The organism is Aeromonas taiwanensis (genome assembly GCF_000820165.1).
Lineage (GTDB): Bacteria > Pseudomonadota > Gammaproteobacteria > Enterobacterales > Aeromonadaceae > Aeromonas > Aeromonas taiwanensis.
This window is the reverse complement of sequence record NZ_CDDD01000053.1, coordinates 1-17,433: the sequence shown is the minus strand read 5'-3', so window position 1 is coordinate 17,433 and position 17,433 is coordinate 1. Positions and strand designations below refer to the sequence as shown.

General features: G+C 58.2%; 20 protein-coding genes. 3 read left to right on the top strand and 17 right to left on the bottom strand.

All coding sequences use genetic code 11. The features are described from left to right. On the top strand, positions 1-977 hold a 977-nt coding region (locus tag BN1136_RS08985; RefSeq protein ID WP_043808393.1), incomplete at its 5' end, for a glycosyltransferase family 4 protein. A gap of 151 nt (positions 978-1,128) precedes the next feature. On the opposite strand, the gene BN1136_RS08980 is transcribed toward BN1136_RS08985, so the two are convergent. Continuing rightward, positions 1,129-2,091, bottom strand: coding sequence for a LysR family transcriptional regulator (locus BN1136_RS08980; protein WP_197068430.1), 963 nt, complete (start codon positions 2,089-2,091; stop codon positions 1,129-1,131). A gap of 344 nt (positions 2,092-2,435) precedes the next feature. Here BN1136_RS08980 and BN1136_RS08975 point away from each other — a divergent pair, with 344 nt between their 5' ends. Then, entirely contained in the window at positions 2,436-3,455 is a 1,020-nt protein-coding gene (locus tag BN1136_RS08975; RefSeq protein ID WP_231557854.1) for an MBL fold metallo-hydrolase, read from the top strand. Between the two features lie 322 nt (positions 3,456-3,777). Here BN1136_RS08975 and BN1136_RS08970 read toward each other — a convergent pair whose 3' ends face one another. The 15 genes from BN1136_RS08970 to BN1136_RS08900 all read right to left on the bottom strand — a co-directional run bounded on the left by BN1136_RS08970 (position 3,778) and on the right by BN1136_RS08900 (position 16,107). Continuing rightward, positions 3,778-4,398 carry a GGDEF domain-containing protein gene (locus tag BN1136_RS08970; RefSeq protein WP_081843749.1) on the bottom strand — a complete coding sequence of 207 codons (621 nt, stop codon included), beginning with the start codon at positions 4,396-4,398 and terminating at the stop codon, positions 3,778-3,780. Positions 4,399-4,631: 233 nt separating this feature from the next. Further along, on the bottom strand, positions 4,632-5,066 hold the full coding sequence (locus BN1136_RS08965) for a DUF805 domain-containing protein (protein ID WP_043760853.1): 435 nt from the start codon (positions 5,064-5,066) through the stop codon (positions 4,632-4,634). 76 nt (positions 5,067-5,142) lie between these two features. Then, a complete protein-coding gene (locus BN1136_RS08960; RefSeq protein ID WP_043760850.1) occupies positions 5,143-5,628 on the bottom strand; it encodes a hypothetical protein in 486 nt (161 codons plus the stop codon). Positions 5,629-5,653: 25 nt separating this feature from the next. Beyond that, positions 5,654-6,037: a hypothetical protein gene (locus BN1136_RS19495; protein ID WP_052365678.1), complete on the bottom strand. Its 384-nt coding sequence runs from the start codon at positions 6,035-6,037 to the stop codon at positions 5,654-5,656. A 17-nt stretch (positions 6,038-6,054) separates the two neighbouring features. Further along, positions 6,055-6,561, bottom strand: coding sequence for an outer membrane beta-barrel protein (locus BN1136_RS08950; protein WP_081843746.1), 507 nt, complete (start codon positions 6,559-6,561; stop codon positions 6,055-6,057). Between the two features lie 24 nt (positions 6,562-6,585). After that, positions 6,586-6,975: a hypothetical protein gene (locus BN1136_RS08945; protein ID WP_043760844.1), complete on the bottom strand. Its 390-nt coding sequence runs from the start codon at positions 6,973-6,975 to the stop codon at positions 6,586-6,588. A 61-nt stretch (positions 6,976-7,036) separates the two neighbouring features. Then, on the bottom strand, positions 7,037-7,339 hold the full coding sequence (locus tag BN1136_RS20195; protein ID WP_152552617.1) for a hypothetical protein: 303 nt from the start codon (positions 7,337-7,339) through the stop codon (positions 7,037-7,039). Positions 7,340-7,400: 61 nt separating this feature from the next. Next, the gene (locus BN1136_RS08935; protein WP_043760839.1) at positions 7,401-7,772 is read right to left on the bottom strand and encodes a hypothetical protein; all 372 of its coding nucleotides are present in this window, start codon (positions 7,770-7,772) and stop codon (positions 7,401-7,403) included. A gap of 989 nt (positions 7,773-8,761) precedes the next feature. Next, entirely contained in the window at positions 8,762-9,253 is a 492-nt protein-coding gene (locus tag BN1136_RS08930; protein WP_043760836.1) for a hypothetical protein, read from the bottom strand. Then, entirely contained in the window at positions 9,246-9,938 is a 693-nt protein-coding gene (locus BN1136_RS19845; RefSeq protein ID WP_152552616.1) for a winged helix-turn-helix domain-containing protein, read from the bottom strand. The genes BN1136_RS08930 and BN1136_RS19845 overlap by 8 nt, the downstream gene beginning before the upstream one ends. Before the next feature lie 299 nt (positions 9,939-10,237). After that, on the bottom strand, positions 10,238-11,245 hold the full coding sequence (gene yjfF, locus BN1136_RS08920; RefSeq protein WP_043760829.1) for a galactofuranose ABC transporter, permease protein YjfF: 1,008 nt from the start codon (positions 11,243-11,245) through the stop codon (positions 10,238-10,240). Further along, complete coding sequence (gene ytfT, locus BN1136_RS08915; protein ID WP_043760826.1) at positions 11,238-12,260, bottom strand: galactofuranose ABC transporter, ATP-binding protein YtfT; 1,023 nt, start codon at positions 12,258-12,260, stop codon at positions 11,238-11,240. The genes yjfF and ytfT overlap by 8 nt, the downstream gene beginning before the upstream one ends. 1 nt (position 12,261) lies before the next feature. After that, on the bottom strand, positions 12,262-13,806 hold the full coding sequence (gene ytfR / locus BN1136_RS08910) for a galactofuranose ABC transporter, ATP-binding protein YtfR (RefSeq protein ID WP_304521040.1): 1,545 nt from the start codon (positions 13,804-13,806) through the stop codon (positions 12,262-12,264). Positions 13,807-13,858: 52 nt separating this feature from the next. After that, positions 13,859-14,818 (bottom strand): galactofuranose ABC transporter, galactofuranose-binding protein YtfQ, encoded by a 960-nt coding sequence (gene ytfQ / locus BN1136_RS08905; protein WP_043760823.1) that lies wholly within the window; start codon positions 14,816-14,818, stop codon positions 13,859-13,861. A 353-nt stretch (positions 14,819-15,171) separates the two neighbouring features. Continuing rightward, positions 15,172-16,107, bottom strand: coding sequence for a LysR family transcriptional regulator (locus BN1136_RS08900; protein WP_052365677.1), 936 nt, complete (start codon positions 16,105-16,107; stop codon positions 15,172-15,174). Positions 16,108-16,236: 129 nt separating this feature from the next. Between BN1136_RS08900 and BN1136_RS08895 the strand changes: the two genes are divergently transcribed. Further along, a complete protein-coding gene (locus tag BN1136_RS08895) occupies positions 16,237-17,088 on the top strand; it encodes a type 1 glutamine amidotransferase domain-containing protein (protein ID WP_043760817.1) in 852 nt (283 codons plus the stop codon). A gap of 62 nt (positions 17,089-17,150) precedes the next feature. Here the strand turns inward: BN1136_RS08895 and BN1136_RS08890 are convergent. After that, a partial coding sequence (locus tag BN1136_RS08890) for a LysR substrate-binding domain-containing protein (RefSeq protein WP_043808392.1) occupies positions 17,151-17,433 on the bottom strand: 283 nt, incomplete at its 5' end.

Below are 17,433 nucleotides of genomic sequence, written 5' to 3'. Positions count from 1 at the left end.
GCCGGCACCACCACCTCCGGGTGCCGGCCCTGTTGCGGGGGCGCGAGTCAGGCGTGGGGTATCTGCTCAAGCAGGGGTGGCAGACCCTGATGATCCTCTGGCTGATATGGCGCCTGGGGGAGGTGCGCGGCCTGCTGGCGGCCTCCGGCCCCGGCGTGGATCTCTGCTGCTACTGGGCGGCCCGGTTCGCGGGGATCCCGGTGGTGCAGCTGATCCACGGCCCCGTTGGCGGTTCTCGCCTGTCAGCCAGGGCACTGTGGCGTGCAAGCCAGGTCTTCTATCTGGAGGCTGCCCGCCCGTCGCTGCTGGCCTTGATGGCGCACCTTGGGCAGCAGGATATCCCGGTACACTGGCAGCCCTTCATCAATGGCCTGAGGGAGGCCGACTGGCCGACGGCGACCTCGGGCGGGACCGGCATCTTGTGGGCGGCCTCCTTGCTCAAGTGGAAAGGGCTGGAGACCATGCTGGCCGCGCATCAGCAGCTTGCCGAGCCCCGTGTGCCGCTGACCGTCTGCTATCTGCAACCGCGAAACATACTGCAACCTTGCAGCGAACCCCGGCCAGATCTGCCCGATACCCGCTGGCATGAGAACCCCGGCAATCTTGACGAAATACGGGCCGGGTGCGGGATCTTCGTCTCGACCAGCCACCACGAGCCCTTCGGGCTCTCCATTCTGGAGGCCATGGCCGCCGGCCTGTGCGTGGTGATCCCGTCTGACGGGGCCTGGTGGGATCGCCACCTGGTGGAGGGGGTCCACGGTTTCAAATACCAGCCAAACGACCCTGATGATCTTGCCCGGGTGCTCAGTGAACTGAGTGCCAGCCCAGAGGCGGCCGGCGAGGTGGGAAACGCTTCACGTCTTCATGCCATGGCGCACTATCACGCGGCCGATGCCTATCGAGGCATCATCGACCACATGGCGGGGCTGCTTGGTGAGGAGGAAAACCCCCACCTGGGCCGGCCCCTCTACCGATGAGTGAGCGCAGGCGCGACAGGGCGTCACGCTCGCGCCCCCAGCCGCATCGCCATCAACCAGCGCTTTTCACCCGAGCGTCTTCCTTGATGCCCCCATCTCATGTGGTGCGGGGCATTTCTCTTCTTGATCACTCTGGCGACCACCGCGCTGATCAGCCTATCTCGGCGAGGCCCTGCCCATGGGCCTGGCGCAGCTCCTCGGCGCCGAGCACGAACTCCGGGTTGTCGGTGAGGCGCTCGACCGCCAGATCGATGAAGCGGCGGACCCGGGCGGGCTGGGCGGCGCGGCTGCCGTAATAGAGGAACAGGCTGTAGACGTCGATCATATGCTCGAGCAGCAGGGGCACCAGGCGACCGGCCCGAATGTGCGCCGCCGCAGTCGGCCCGGCGAGCTGGCCGATCACCTCACCGGCGAGAACGGCCCCGAGCTCCACCATCTCGTCGTTGGTGGAGAGGGCGGGGCGCACGAGGTGTTCCTGTATGTTCTCCCCGACGTTCACGTGCCAGGGAACCAGGTGGCCGGTGCCCGCATGGCGAAAGACGCTGCAACGGTGCAGGCCGAGATCGTGCAGCGTGTGGGGCACGCCGTGCTTGCGCAGGTAGCTGGGGGAGGCGCAGATGATAAGCTGCAGGGGGAAGAGGCGGCGCGCGATCAAGCCGTTCTGGGGCGAGAGGCCGATGCGCAGGCCCACGTCGACCCGCTCCTCCACCCAGTTGCCGATGCGATCATCGAGCTGCACGTCCGGCTGGACTTCCGGGTAGAGCCGGCTGTATTCGTCCAGGACAGGCCCGATGACCCCCTGCACCACGGAGCGGGGTCCGACGATGCGCAGCGGGCCGGCGAAGGCCTCCCGGGTCTGGCGCGCCGCCGACAGGGCCTGCTGCAGGGCGAGAAGGGCGGGCTGGGCGGCCTCCAGGAAGCGTTGTCCCTCTTCGGTCAGGGACATGCTGCGGGTGGTGCGATGAAAGAGGCGCACCCCCAGATACCCCTCCAGCTGTTTCAAGGCCTTGCTGGCGGCCTGTGGGGAAATCTGCTGTGCCTGTGCCGCCTTGCTGAGGCTCCCCAGCTCCACCGTGCGCACGAAGGTGGTGATGGATCGCAAGTCGCTGATCATGGTTTTTCTCGCCTATTTACATCATTTAGTTGTAACTGATTCATCCATTTGTCGTCTAGTTCGATGTCTATCGCACATTTATAGTTCGCTCCATCGACCAAGTGCCCTGCGTCAGGGCCTTGTGCAGAGAGACTACAAGATGGATAACTTCAGCTTCTGCACTGCGGCCCGTACCATCACTGTCCGTTTCACTTAATGCGTGGCCCCGTGCAGGGGCCGGCCTTGATTCACCAGACACAACACCGTCAGGAGTGTCATGAATGCAGAACCCGTCTGCATCTTCCCGCGCCCTCCCGGGGGGGCGCCGTTCTCTGTGGTTGCTCAAAGGAGCCCTAATGGTTGGCATGATCGCATCTCTACTCAAACCGGGCCTGCCCGAACACCCGGACTCCTCGCAATATCGCGGGGGCCAGTTCAACAATGCCGTGACACCCCAGGCGCGAAGCCTCTGGGAAGGGGCCCGACTCTGGTGGGACTTCCTGTTCGCCAAGCCTGAGGGCACGATGCCGGATCGCGCCATCCCGGTGCAGGCCATGACCCTGGAGGGGCTCATCGCGGCACCGGATAACAGCGTGTGGCGCCTCGGCCACTCCAGCCTGCTGCTCAAGTTGCAGGGCAAGTTCTGGCTGACGGATCCCGTGTTCAGCGAGCGGGCTTCGCCAGTGCAGTGGTTCGGTCCCAAACGCTGGCACCAGCCGCCCATCACCCTGGAGGCGCTGCCCCCCATCGAGGGGGTGATCCTCTCCCACGATCACTACGACCATCTCGATCACGGGGCCATCCTGGCGCTGCAGGAGAAGGTCGCTCACTTCATCACGCCCCTCGGGGTGGGGGCGCGCCTCAGGGACTGGGGCATTGCGGCGGAGAAGGTTCGCGAGCTGGACTGGTGGCAGCAGACCCGGGTGGGCGGTGTCACCCTGGTGGCGACCCCGGCCCAGCACTTCTCCGGCCGAGGCCTCGGGGACGGCAACCAGACCCTCTGGGCCTCCTGGGTCATTCGCGGCGAGGGGGTCAACCTCTTCTTCAGCGGAGACAGCGGCTATTTCGACGGCTTCAAGGAGATAGGCAGGCGCTACGGCCCGTTCGACGTGACCTTCCTCGAGACGGGGGCCTACGACAAGCGCTGGGAGCTGGTGCACATGCACCCGACGCAGACGGCGCAGGCGTTTCACGATCTCGGGGGGAAATGGCTCTATCCGGTGCACAACGGCACCTTCGATCTGGCCATGCACCGCTGGAACGATCCGCTGGAGCAGATTGCCCGTCTGGCTTCAGAGCAGCAGATCCCCTTGACCACGCCCGTCATGGGAGAACCCCTGGAGGTGCTGAGCCCCCATGAGGGCAGCGGCTGGTGGCGCGACTGAGCGAGGCCGACTATCAGGCCCCCGTGCCCGGGGGCAGTTCGCCGGAGTCTGAGTGCGAAGGGGGAGGCGTGAGCCGGAATGCCTTGAGCCCCTGGATTACCCCAAGGGCTGGTGTCACCACCGCCGAAGTGGGTGGCAGAGAGAGAAACCGACCATCTCCATGATCCCGATGGCGTTCGACAGGGGTACCAGGGGCCTGAGGACGAGCATCATCGTCAATCTGTGATGACACAGAGAGTGCGCAACGGATATCCGGACAGGGGGAGTGCTGCACAACGTGAAGAGTCGGCCTTGTTCAGCCTGTTTGAATGTGGCCTCGGCGTTACAGTGCTTCGTGGTCGATGGCCACCGTCCTGTTGCGTCCTGCATATTTGGCGCGATACAGTGCCTTGTCCGCTCTGAGTAGTGCATATTGGAATCCCTCACTGCATGTTAATTCTTCTGTGGTCAATGCAGTCACACCGATACTGGCAGTGAAAGGAATATGCTGTTCATTGAATGAAATATTCAGAGAGACGAAGCTTTCGCGAATTCGTTCGGCGACTTCGATGGCCGAGGGGAGGGTGATATTCGGCATGGCGATAACGAACTCTTCACCACCGAGCCGGGCCGATATGTCATGCTCCCGTAAATCCGCTTTCAACCGTTCAGCCACTGCTTTTAATACTTCGTCTCCGGCGCTGTGGCCGAAGGTATCGTTGATTATTTTGAAATGATCGATGTCGATCATTGCCAGGCACAAGGTATCGTCCTGACGTCGTGCCAGGCTGCAAGCCTTGTGTGACCATTCATCAAATAACCGACGATTGGCCAATCCCGTGAGCGGGTCTCGTCTTGCCTCCTGAACAAGCACCTCACATCTGCGCTGGTATTTGGTTCGCATATATCTGAGTTGCATCCATTGCAGGAAGATCATTGAAATAAGTGAAGAAGTAACCAACATGGCTGATAAGTACCTGTCAAAATGCAAGGGATGGCATCGTCACTGTGGTCATGATATTGCCGAGAATAAACCATCTATGGTGCAGCCCGTAAGGGGACTGTTTTAATACTGCAAATAAATAATTATGGGGCAATAGGTCATGATGACGATATTGAATGATGTGTCAGTGCTAAATAGCTTATGTCCGTATTGTCATTGCCTCGGCTGATTGCATGAAATAAATCGCGTCAGGCTCAACTCTGGCGAGGTGTTTTTTTAAATAGGCCACTCGGCATGACAGCAAGGAAGAGTACAAGTAAGCCATGCAAGCCATTGAAGAGATCCTTGCCATGCAGAGCCTCGCTGAGTATCGGGGTACAGGTAGAGATCAAGAAAACAACAGAGAACAGGAACAAATATCCCCCCCGTAAACCAATGTCACGGGCTCTCATGACGGCCAGATTGATATTCGCATAGCCGACCAATAAAAATAACGCCACCATGCCTGCTATCAGTGGCATTGCCATTTTTGCAATGTTGCTGGCAATAAAGTCATATGCCAGGGTACCTGTGCCCAAGGTAGTCATTAATGCGGAGAGAACAATAAAAAATAACAGGAGCATGTAGCCAATATAGCCACGCCTCTGCAAACGCTTGTTCATCAAGCCGGTAAAAAGTCTCGATAACATGAGGTATATCCTGGTGGTGAGGGAGAAGAGACCCCAAACATAGGGGCACTCGCATGCCCCATCTGAATGAGGATGATCAATCGTTCATGATTGCGCGAACAGTGCCATCTTCTTCGACGGTGCAGACGGCAACATTGCCATTATCACCCCGCATCTCAACGTCGAACATGCCATCACCAGTGTATTGGGCACGACCGGCTTCCACTGCCTTGGGGCTGACCTCCCACTCTGCGGCAGTTTCATGAACACAGTTGCTCAAGGCGTGGCGGCCCAGGGTTCGAGAGGATGGCTTGTTGCCCGGAAGCGGGTTGACCAGAACATCCATTAATCCCCCCTGGCTATCCAGGACACAGTTGAATTCGAAGCGATCGCCATTGCTTCGTGATAGCTGCCCGGTGACGGAGGTGCCTGAGCGGGAGTCCATGATCTGGACTCGTTTTTGTACGGCATCACCATATCCACGGTCGCTGAGTGCGTCGTTACAGGCGGCTTGAGGATTGGCATTGACGATGGAGGAGGTCAGCAAGACGCCCATCAATAACGCAGTTTTAGTCAATTTCATGTTCAGTTCCTGCAGAGTAAGGGAATTAATAACCAGACAGACCGCTGGTATCTATATCACGGGTGGCCTCTTGTTCCATTTTTCGATAATAGTCATCCTGTTTTTTGTCATGCGGCTGTTTCTTTGTGGCTTTCTCCGCATCTTTTATGGTTCTTTGCATATTGGCTTGGCAGATATTAAATCCATCACGCCATGCATCGGCATAGTCGGGCTCTTTGCGAAATTGCGTATCGTTCTTGGTATAGGTATCCAGATAGCTGCCTGCAGCCTGATTGCCACTGTGGCAACCATCTTCATACCCTTGCGCATAGGCTTGGCTATAGCCTTTAGACCTCATTTCGTCATATTGACTGACGCAGCCTGCCAAGAGGGTACAGGTCAGGCTGGTCAGGAGGATTATATGTTTCATCGGAAGAATCCTGCATGTCAAAAGTGATAGTTAACACCAATATCAAAACCATCCGCATCGACGTTCTTACCTTGGACAGGGGATGCATCCATATAATTATAGCTGGCACTGATTTCCAGGTTTTTTGTGATTGGATAACCTAACGTCAGGCCATATTCTATGGCGGAGTTTTTCTGACCATGTTGATCCAGTTTCGCGACCCCAATGCGTGGCATAACAGATAAGCCGGCAATATCAAACCGATGGCCTATCCCCATATCCATGAAAGAGATATCTGTCTGGGTACTGTGTATATCTCCTTGCATATCGACATAGCTGTGTCCACTTCCTGTCGTTTTCCCTGTGTTGACACTGATATCCATCAGCCCAAGGTCATATCCTCCTTGAATGAAAAATCCGTAGGTATTTTTGCCATCTAGTTGGCTATGAAGATGCTGAAATCCACTACCGATATAGGGTTCAGCACTTGCACAGGTCGTCACCAAAAGGGCACTCGTCAGGATGCTGTATAATACTTTATTCATTGTTTTTGCCTTTTTAAGATATGGCTATTTGAGGCTTATCGAGAGTTGGTAGGGAACTCGTTTATCTATGTTGTCCCCCATATTGAAAACGTGAATGATGAAATCACCATCATAGGGCAATAACAAGCTGGCACTGTTGCCTTCACTGGAGCCGTCATAAAGACTGACACCATCAAGCGTGGTGATATTGAAATAGGTTGCTTCTTGGTCTCTCAAGGATAATCTGACTTTCAGTCTCTGTTCTGCCCTGCCACGCAGTCTGTAAGTGTTGGCATCACGTTTAATCACTACATCTTGATACGATATCCCTGTCGTACCCTTCAAGAAATGCACATCGTAGGTTTTATCTGCGGCAGATGCGTTGTTCATGGACATGGCCAACAGTAAAGGCAGTGCGAGACGATAAAAAAGCATAAATTAAATCCGTATTACCAGACGATGTAGATGATTATAAATGCCATCTCAAAATGGGCTGTCAATTCTGATCAGGAGCACATTCAATATGGCCATGCCATTCCTGGCAACTATTACCACGGCTTGCCATATCACTGTGTCTGGCGTTATGGGCCCGAGATTTATTATGTTCTGCACGGTTAGCCCGTTCGCTCTCTTGTTCTGCCTTATGGTTTTTATGAACACCATAGGCTATTCCACCCACGGCCGCAGCAGCAGCGGCACCCAACAAGGCTTTCTGGCCAGTCGACATATGATCGATGTCCGCGCATCCGGCCAGGATGAGAGAGCATGAAATCATGGAGACGCAAAGTATTTTTTTCATGGTATATCCTATCAATTCGGTACGAGTAGTATTTAATTCACATTTTATGTGTGACAGTCGGTTATTTTGCCGTCATGCGATTCAAGTTTTTTGCGAACTTTCTGAACGAGTCTTCATAGGCAGGAAATTTATTTTTTCCCAAGAACACATAGTCATCCAGTTCAATATTGCCATGCCAGTAGAGCTTGGTAATATCAAGAAACCATTGTTGGACCTCCGGGCTATCTAGGGGGATCCTGTGATAGCTATCATCGGCCAATGTTATCTTTGTGGCGGATACCATATCCGACTGGAATTGATTCACAATGGCGATGTTGCCAAAGTCACTTTCCAGAACCTCTACAGGAGTCTTCTCTGCTGCGTGAGTCACTGGGCTCATCATCAAAAAGACTGGCAGGAATATGGTCATTAAATAAATGTTTTGCTTCTTCATGTTGATCTCAAATATTGATGTTTTATTAATGGGCAGTAGAAATAGAAATGTGCTTTCGAGTTATCATGGTATGAGCGTGGCACCGCTTAATCATCTGCCAACTCATGCTACGCGTTTCGTATTTCCATGTTACTCTGCGGGATAGACTCATTCCCGGAAAAGGCTGTCATTATTCATGGCGATAGTTGCCATCCCGATCCTTGTAAACGCGACCGTGTTGTATATTGCCATGTTGATCAACATATTCATGCTGGGCATTATCATATGGATGGTTAGCCGGAGCTGTCATACCGGCGAGAATCGCTCCCGTTGCACTGGATAACAGGAATCTATCGGTTGCAGACATATTGTCAGTCGAAGCGCAGCCAGACGCTGCGATGGAAAACATGACTGACACGGCCAGGGATAATGTAGACGCTCTCATGATATCAACACCTCATAATGGTATTTGCTACTCCCACCTCCCTTGTGCTGGCTCATCCTTATGGGTGACCTCGATGGACCCTGCCACCGCCTTCAGCTACTTGAGAAGGGACATCACCTGTTATGTGTATGATAGGCAGGGTCAGGGGCTTTCCATAGTCATAAAAAGCCATAAAAATTTAGCAAAATACTGATTTTAAAGGGTTTTAATTTTAACTGTAAAATGGATGCCACTTCATAGACGCGAAGAGGTGGGAAAAAAACCCGAGTGTGGCGCGTGGCCAGGGGGTAGAGAGGGGCTGATGGCGGGTCAATTCGTCTGCAAACCTGCGACGGTCAAGTGGGAGAGGTGATGATGCATGTGGGCGCGTAAAACACGCAGGCGGTGCTTGAGCGGCCGGAGAGTGGAACAAGGATATAGAGGTCACCTGGGGTTGAGAAACCAATGACCGACTTTTGTCGAAGCCCCCGTGAGAGGGAATATCAAGGCTGCGACAGGGGGAAGTAAATAATGAAAGAGAACAACTCCGTATCTGGATAACATGTGAAAAGGGCAGAGACGCACTCTATTTATTGCCAAGCAATGGTGTGGCAGGAAACAACCTATGGGAAAAACTGAACCAGCCGTTCTGCTCTACCAGGATAACGTCATGGTGCGGCGTTTTTTGGAACATGGCGATATGGTTTTTTGTGAGTGGAACCCAAGTGTAATTAACGATGGTATAGTCTGACTGGAGCTGGTTGTAATTGTTAAGTGCTGAGTGCTGGCCATTTCCCTTATTCAACAGTCGTCTCTCGGAAACGAAAAAAATAAATTGATTCATGAAAGCAACCTGCCAGCCGTCTACCTGCCATTTGGCTTTCGTCGCCGGTTCTTCCTCAATGATACTGAGCATACCCCAGCGACAGACTCCCTGATAATCTATACCGGCGGTGTTCATCTTCATTTCATAATTACAGCCAAAGCTGTCTATTGAAATGGCGGTGACAATCAACACGAGCAGGGTGAGTGGTAACCAGAGTAGCCAATGGGATATTGCTTTAGTGACTTTATTCATTTTTCTCTTCTCGTAAATTGAGAATGTTTCGTTGACTCAACTTTATCTTAACCGGACCTGAAATAAGCCAAAGCGTGTCACCGCTTTCATCCAGGGTAAGTTGATCTCTTGTCTGGGTTTGTTCGGTATCCAGAGCGCAGATGATATTGCCATTATCATCCTGACAATCCACCGTCAGCCATTCGGATGCGGATATTAATCCTAATAATGCCAGCAAGGTGAGCGAGAGCACATTGACAGACAATAGTATTCTTTTAAACCAGAAAGTAGATTCCGGTAGTCGAGATGCAGAAGAAGGTGTTTCCTGGGCTCTTGGGGCGGATATTTCATGCTCGGGTTGGGGAGATCGTTCGAGGGGGACCATCAGATTCAGAATATAACCCTTCTTGGGAATACTTCTGATCTCCAGCTCCATGTCCAGTCCCAGCAAATGGCGACGAAGATTGGCAATGGCAACAGTCAGCGAGTTGGGACTGATCGGCCGCCCCTCCCAGCCTATGAACAATAGATGTTCTTTATCGTGAAGCTCCCCGGCATGCTCCAGCATAAAAGCAAACAACAGCGTTTCAGCACTGGGCAACCGGATCTCCTTCGCCTGATCGCTGCGTTTGAGCGACCGGTGGAGGCAATCAAGCTGGCAACTGCCAAACCAGAGTTGCTTGGGGGCAATGTATTGTAATGTCACGATAAAACCTGATAACGGCGAACTTAGCGTATTAGGCTAGCGTGACTCATGTAAAAAAGAAATACCGTGCAGGGCTGAACTCCTGCGCACCTAGCCTGGACGCGAGTGAGAGATAACGGGCCGTGTTTCTGTTTGATACCCTATGCGAGTACGTGGCGCCCTCGTCGGTGAACACCGGGTGTCAGGGCACAAGGCAGGAGAAGGCGACGGTACCCGAAGCGAGCGTGTTCCTTCACGCTCGCATGTGTCCCGGTTGCTGCTACCCGTGCCACTGCCAGGCTTGAGCAGGGCCGGGAGCATCACTCGGGCTGGGCGGCGGCCTGGCGCTTGAAGGGGCCGGACTTGTTGGCCTTGCGGTGTTCCGAGACCAGGATCAGCAGGCGCTGCAGGGCGATGAAGCTAAACAGCAGCAGGCCGATGATGATCTTGGTCCACCAGGAGCTGAGGGTGCCGTCGAAGTTGATGTAGGTCTGGATCAACCCCTGGATCAGCACCCCGAACAGGGAGCCGAAGACGGTGCCCACCCCGCCGCTCAGCAGGGTACCGCCGATCACCACGGCGGCGATGGCATCGAGCTCCACCCCGACGGCGGCCAGCGGATAACCCGCCGAGGTGTAGAGCGCGAACACGATGCCCGCCAGGGTCGCCAAGGTGGTGGAGAGCAGGTAGATGCGGATGGTGGTGCGGCGTACCGAGATCCCCATCAGGGCCGCTGAGGTGGCGTTGCCGCCGATGGCATAGACGTTGTTGCCAAAGCGGGTGCGGTTGGCGAGCAGGATGCCGAAGACCACCACCGCCAGCATGATGAGGGCCAGCAGGCTCAGGCGACCGCCGCCCGGTATCTTCCACGACAGGCTCGACAGATAGGTGAAGGTGGGGTGATCGATGGGCAGGGACTGCTCGGAGATGAGGAAGCTGGCCCCCCGCAGGAAGAACATGCCCGCCAGGGTGATGATGAAGGCGGGGATCTTCAGGGTATCGATGAGCCAGCCCATGAGGGCGCCGAAGCCCGCTCCCAGCACCAGCACCAGGGGGATGGCCAGCACGGGGCTGACCCCGAGATCCCCGATGAGCGTGGCCAGCAGCACGCCGGTGAAGGCGATGACGGCCCCCACCGACAGATCGATGCCCCCCGAGAGGATGACGAAGGTCATGCCCACCGCCACTATCCCCAGAAACGCGTTGTCCGTCAGTATGTTGCAGATGATGCGGGTGGAGAGAAAGGCGGGGAAGGAGGCCAGGCAGAGCAGATAACCCAGCACGAAGACCATGATGGTCACCATCAGGGGCAGGTTGCGCTTAAACATGACGAGTCCCTCGCTGGAAGAGGTGATTGAGGGCCGGCGACTGCATGACGAGCACCGCCAGCACCACCATGGCCTTGACGATCTGGTTCCACTGGGGCTGGTAGCCGGAGAGCAGGATCCCGGTATTCACCCCCTGGATGATCAGGATGCCGACCAGGGAGAGGGCGAGATTGAAGCGTCCCCCCATCAGGGAGGTGCCCCCGATCACCACCGCCAGAATGGCGTCCATCTCCAGCCAGAGCCCGGCATTGTTGGCATCGGCCCCCCGGATGTCGGCGGCGACTATCATGCCGGCGACGGCGGCCATCATGCCGCTCAGCAGGTAGGTGGCGATCACCACCATGGGGGTGTTGAGGCCGGCGTTCTTGGCGGCCTTGATGTTGATCCCCACCGCCTCGATGAAGAGGCCGAGGGCGGTGCGCTTGGTCAGCAGCCAGATGAACAGGGCCATCCCCAGGGTGATGATGACCGGGGTGGGCAGATAGAAGAGGGCGCCGCTGCCGATCCAGGCCAGGGCGTCGTTGTTGAAGGTGATGATCTGCCCCTCGGTGATGAGCTGGGCAATGCCCCGGCCCGCCACCATGAGGATCAGGGTGGCGACGATGGGCTGGATCTTGAACACCGCCACCAGCAGGCCGTTCCACAGGCCGCACAGGAGGCCCACCCCGATGACGGAGGCGAGAATGACCGGCAGGCTGTGACCGCCGGTGGCCAGGCTGGCCATGGTGGCCCCGCTGATGGCCATCACGGCCCCCACCGACAGATCGATGCCGCCGGTGGCGATGACCAGCGTCATGCCGAGGGAGAGCAGGGCCACGGGGGCGCAGCGGTTGAGGATGTCGATGAGGCTGCCAAACAGTCGGCCATCCTGGATGTGGATGGCGAAGAAGTTGTCGGCGACCAGGGCATTGATGAGCAGCACGCACACCAGGGCGACACATTGGGCCGAGCCCGTGGGCCAGGGCCGGCGGGGGCGGCTGGTCCCCTTGGAGAGGGGAAGAGTGGATGACGTCATATCAGGCCTCGCATGCAATGGCGTTCATGATGGCATGGACGCTGAGGGCGTCCGTCGCAAGCTCTGCCACCTGTTTTCGATCGCGCAGGACGATCACCCGATCGGCGTAGCCCACCAGCTCCTCGAGCTCGGAGGAGATGACCAGCAGAGCCAGCCCGTTGGCGCAGAGGGATTCGATGAGGCGGATGATCTCGGCGTGTGCTCCCACGTCGATGCCCCGGGTGGGTTCGTCCAGGATCAGGAACTGCGGCTTGGTCAGCAGCCAGCGGGCCAGCAGCACCTTCTGCTGGTTTCCCCCGGAGAGAAACTGGATGGGCTGCTCCGGCCCCGGCGTCTTGATCGCCAGCTGGGCGATGAGGCGGGAGGTGATCTCGTCCTGCTCCTTGCGGGACAAGGGGCGCAGCCAGCCCCGCTGGGCCTGCAGGGCCAGCACCATGTTCTCCCGCACCGAGGCCGAGGCGATGATGCCGGCGCTCTTGCGATCCTCCGGGCAGAAGCCGAAGCCGTGGGCGGCGGCCTGGCGCGCACTGCGGATGGTGACCGGCTTGTCCCGCACCCGGCACTCGCCGCTGTCGCTCGGCACTATGCCGAACATCAGCTCGGCGGTCTCGGTACGACCGGACCCGAGCAGGCCGGCCAGGCCCACGATCTCCCCGGGCATGACGTCGAGGCTGAAGGGGGCGATGACCCCGCGCTTGCCATAGTCCCTGAACGACACCATGGGCTGGCTGCTGCGCAGTGTCTTGCCCGCCCGCTTGAGGGCGTTGTCGTCCAGCTCGCGCCCCAGCATCATCTTGACCAGCTCCAGTTGCGGCAGCGCCTGGGTGTCGCGGGTGCCGACCAGCTCGCCGTTGCGCAGCACCGTGATGCGATCGCTGATGGCGTAGACCTGGTCGAGGAAGTGGGTGATGAAGACCAGGCTCACCCCCCGATCCCGCAGGCTCTTCATCAGGGCGAACAGCATCTGGACCTCGCTGGTGTCGAGGCTGGCGGTGGGTTCGTCCAGGATCAGGATCTTGGCGGACAGGGAGACCGCCCGGGCGATGGCCACGATCTGCTGCATGGCGACCGAGTAGTGACCCAGGGGCAGGGTGACGTCCATCTCGAAGCCGTGGCTGGCCATGATGGCGCTGGCCTGCCGGGTCATGGCGGCCCGGTCGATGAAGCCAAAACGGCGGGGTTCGTGGCCGATGAAGAGGTTGTCCGCCACCGACATGTTGGGCAGGAGGTTGACCTCCTGGTAGACGGTGCCTATTCCCAGGCGCTGGGCGTGGGCTGTGTCCGTCGGGGAGATGGGGACGCCATCGAGCTCGATGCGGCCCGCATCACGCTGATAGACGCCGGTGAGGGTCTTGACCAGGGTGGACTTGCCGGCCCCGTTCTCGCCGAGCAGCGCCATGATCTCCCCCCGTCGCAGGGAAAAGTCCACCTGATGCAGGGCCCGTACCCCGGGAAAGGCCTTGCAGATCCCCCGGGCGTGCAGCAGGACATCGCGATTTTTTCTGGCATGGAAATGGCTCTCCGATATAACACGCCATATAAGCACTCGGGCATATATGGCGTGTTATTTGACAGGCTGTTTCAGAGGGTGGCCGGTATTAATAGCCCATGTCTTTTTTCAGTTCGAGCTGGGCCTGGGCGCTCTCCGGCTCAAACAATTTGGACTCTGTCTTGATCTGTTTGGGGGGCAGGGTGCCATCTTTTTTATAGGCCAGCAGGGTGTCAAAGGCGGGGCCCGCCATATTTGGCGTGAGTTCCACCGAGGCGTTGGCTTCACCTGCTATCATCGCCTTGAATATATCCGGCACGCCGTCGATGGAGATGATCTTGATATCCTTGCCCGGTTTGAGCCCGGCTTCCTTGATGGCCTGAATGGCCCCGATGGCCATGTCATCGTTGTGGGCGTAGACGGCGCAAATATTCTTGCCGCCGTTTTCCGCCTTGATGAAGCTCTCCATCACCTCCTTGCCCTTGCTGCGGGTGAAGTCGCCGGACTGGGTGCGGATGATCTTGATGGTGGGCACGGCCGCGACGGTATCGAGGAAGCCCTTCTTGCGGTCCAGCGCCACGCTGGCCCCGACGGTGCCTTGCAATTCAACGACGTTGCAGGGCTTGCCATCCTGCTGCTTGATGAGCCAGTTGGCCGCCACCGCCCCTTCGTGGACGCTGTCTGCGGCGACGCCCGTCATGAAGAGGGAGTCGTCCTTGACCGTGATATTGCGATCCAGCAGGAACACGGGGATCTCGGCCTCTTTTGCTTCCTGCAATACCGGGTCCCAGCCTGTCTGCACCACGGGGGCAATAAAGATGGCGTCCACGCCCTGGGCAATAAAGGAGCGAATGGCCTTGATCTGGTTCTCCTGTTTCTGCTGGGCATCGGCAATCTTCAGGGTAATGCCGCGTTTCTGTGCCTCGCTCTTGGCCACCGAGGTTTCTGCCGCCCGCCAGCCGGACTCAGACCCTATTTGGGAGAACCCCACCGTCATGTCCGCAGAATAAGCGGAGGCAGAGAGAATAAGGGTGCTGATAATGCCCGCCAGTTTCACTTTCTTATACATGTGACACTCCTTTGTGATGCATGGTGAAATAAACCGGAACGCGTCAGGTTTTTATTGTTCGGGTCAAGGTTATAGGCTCGCGGATTTAACGACGGGAGGTGGCTCACAGAAAGTTTTCAGCAGCACGATGCTTCATACAAACAGCAGAAGAGTTCATACCTCAGGTGGGGGCAGTATTGATTTATCTGCATATTTATTTTTGTCGGCGACCATTGTGTCCAGAATGCAGCCTGGCTCGCCCGCGTCTTTCGCTCCGGCACCGTGTCTGACGCACAGCCTTAGCTCCATCACGGGACAGAGGGACACAGAGGGGGGCCACCCCGCCAGCGGCGAGGCGGGGTCAGGGCGCTGGGTCAGGGTTGGGCCCGTCTGCTCTCAGTGCGCACCGCCGCCAGCAGGTAATCCACGAAGGCCCGCACCCGGGCAGAGAGGTGGCGATGCTGGGGATAGAGGGCATAGAAGGGGCGGGAGCGCCCCGCAAAGGGGGTCATCACCTCGACCAGCTTGCCTTGCAAGAGCGCCTCTTGCGCCACGAAATGGTAGATCTGGAACAGACCGCCGCCCGCCACCGCCCAGCCCAGACCCGCCAGCACGTCGTCCAGCACCCGCTGCCGGCTGTGCACCTGAAGATCGACGGGGGCTCCCTGCTCGTCCACAAACTGCCAGGGGAAGGGGCGACCCGTACTCGGGGTGATGAACTGGATCAGATCGTGCTGCGGCAGGGTGGCCAGGGTGGTCGGCGCGGGGCGACGGGCTGCGTAGGCGGGGGCGCAGAAGACCCCTAGGCTGGCATCCTCCAGCTTGCGGGCGATCACCCGGGAGTCGCGGGGCTCCCCCAGACGAATGGCGAGATCGTAGCCATCCTCCACGAAGTCGATGTTTCTGTTGGAGACGTTGAGCTCCAGCTCGACCTCGGGATAAGCCGCCATGAAACCTGGCAGCAGGGGCACCAGACGGTGGTGGGCATAGACGGTGCCCACGCTGATGCGCAGCACCCCCTTGGGGTGGCGCTGGCGGCCGGTGATGGCCCGCTCGGCCTCGGCGATTTGCTCCAGCGCCTGCTGGCACTGATCCCGATAGAGTTCCCCGTCGTGGGTGAGGCGCACGCTGCGTGTGGTGCGATGGAAGAGTTTGACACCGAGCCTGGCCTCGAGCCGCTGGATGGAGCGGCTCACCGAGGCGGGCGTCACCCCCAGCACCTGAGCCGTGGCGGTAAAGCTGCCAAGTTCGGCCGCCTTGCAAAAGAGCTCTATGGTGCCGAGCTGGACGGGGTCGAAGGCACGGGACATATGTTCATCCATGTAAATAAACAAGTTCAATGGCGTGAGTTTATTCGCCTGTGGGTAATCAGTAAATTCGTCATCCAACGCGGCACCCTTGCCGCACAAACGATCACTGCCATCAGAAGGAAGATCACGATGAAGAACACCCTCAAGGCCTTGCTGGCCTCACTGCTGCTGGCGACCTCCGCTGTGGCCAGCGCCGCTTCGAAAGGCGAGATCCTGGTGCTGCTCTCGAGCGAGACCGAGCTGCCGCTTCAGGGGGGCAAGCACTTTACCTCCGGCTTCTATCTCAATGAGCTGGGTGTCCCTGCCGCCGCCCTGCTGGAGGCCGGCTACACCCTGACCCCGGTGACCCCGAGAGGGAACCGGCCGGAGGCCGACAAGGGCTCCGTCGATCCCCGGTACTTCGGCGGCAACCCGCAGGAGATGGGACGCATCGGCGCCGTGGTGGACGGCCTGCTCACCCCCGGCAAGGTGCTCTCCCTGAAGGAGGTGCTGCAATCCGGTCCCGAGCGCTATGCCGGCCTCTTCATTCCCGGTGGCCACGCCCCCCTCATCGATCTCGCGAAGGATCCCGAGGTGGGCACTTTGCTGCGCCACTTCCATGACAACCGCAAACCCACGGCGGCCATCTGCCACGGCCCCATCGCGCTGCTGGCGGCGCAGGCGGATCCGGCCGGGTTCGAGCAGTCTGTCATCGCAGGCAAGGCGGACGGTGCCAGGGAGTGGATCTATGACGGTTACAGGATGACCATCTTCTCCGATGAGGAAGAGGCGGTGTTCGAAGGCTCGCTCCAGGGCAACAAGCTGCGCTACTACCCGGCGCAGGCCATGGCACAAGCCGGTGGCAAGATGCAGTTCGTCGCCCCCTGGCAGCCCGGCGTGGTGATCGATCGCGAGCTCATCACAGGCCAGAATCCCTTCTCCGACCACGCACTGGCGAGCGCCTTCATCGCGGCGCTGGACAAACAGCGAGGGGCAGACTGACGTCATTCAGGGAGTCAGATCCCGACATCCATGTGCAGGCAGCCCCGGGCGGGCTGCCTTTTTCATGCCTCGGCCTGGGCGAGAAACGCCTTCATGGCGGGGGTGACACTGTGCTTGCGGGTGATGAAAGCGATGGTGCCGGCGCTCGTATCGCTCAAGGGGTGGCAGGGCAGCTGGAACAGCCGCCTGGCGGTGGCGGCGATGCCGGCGCTGACCACGGCGCGGCCGAGCCCGTGGCTCACCCCGTTGACCAGGTGGAACAGGGAGTCGGTCTCCAGCACCACCCGCAGGCTGAGCTGCTGGCGGGCGGCCGCGTCATCGAGGTAGCGGCGAAACTGCATGGTG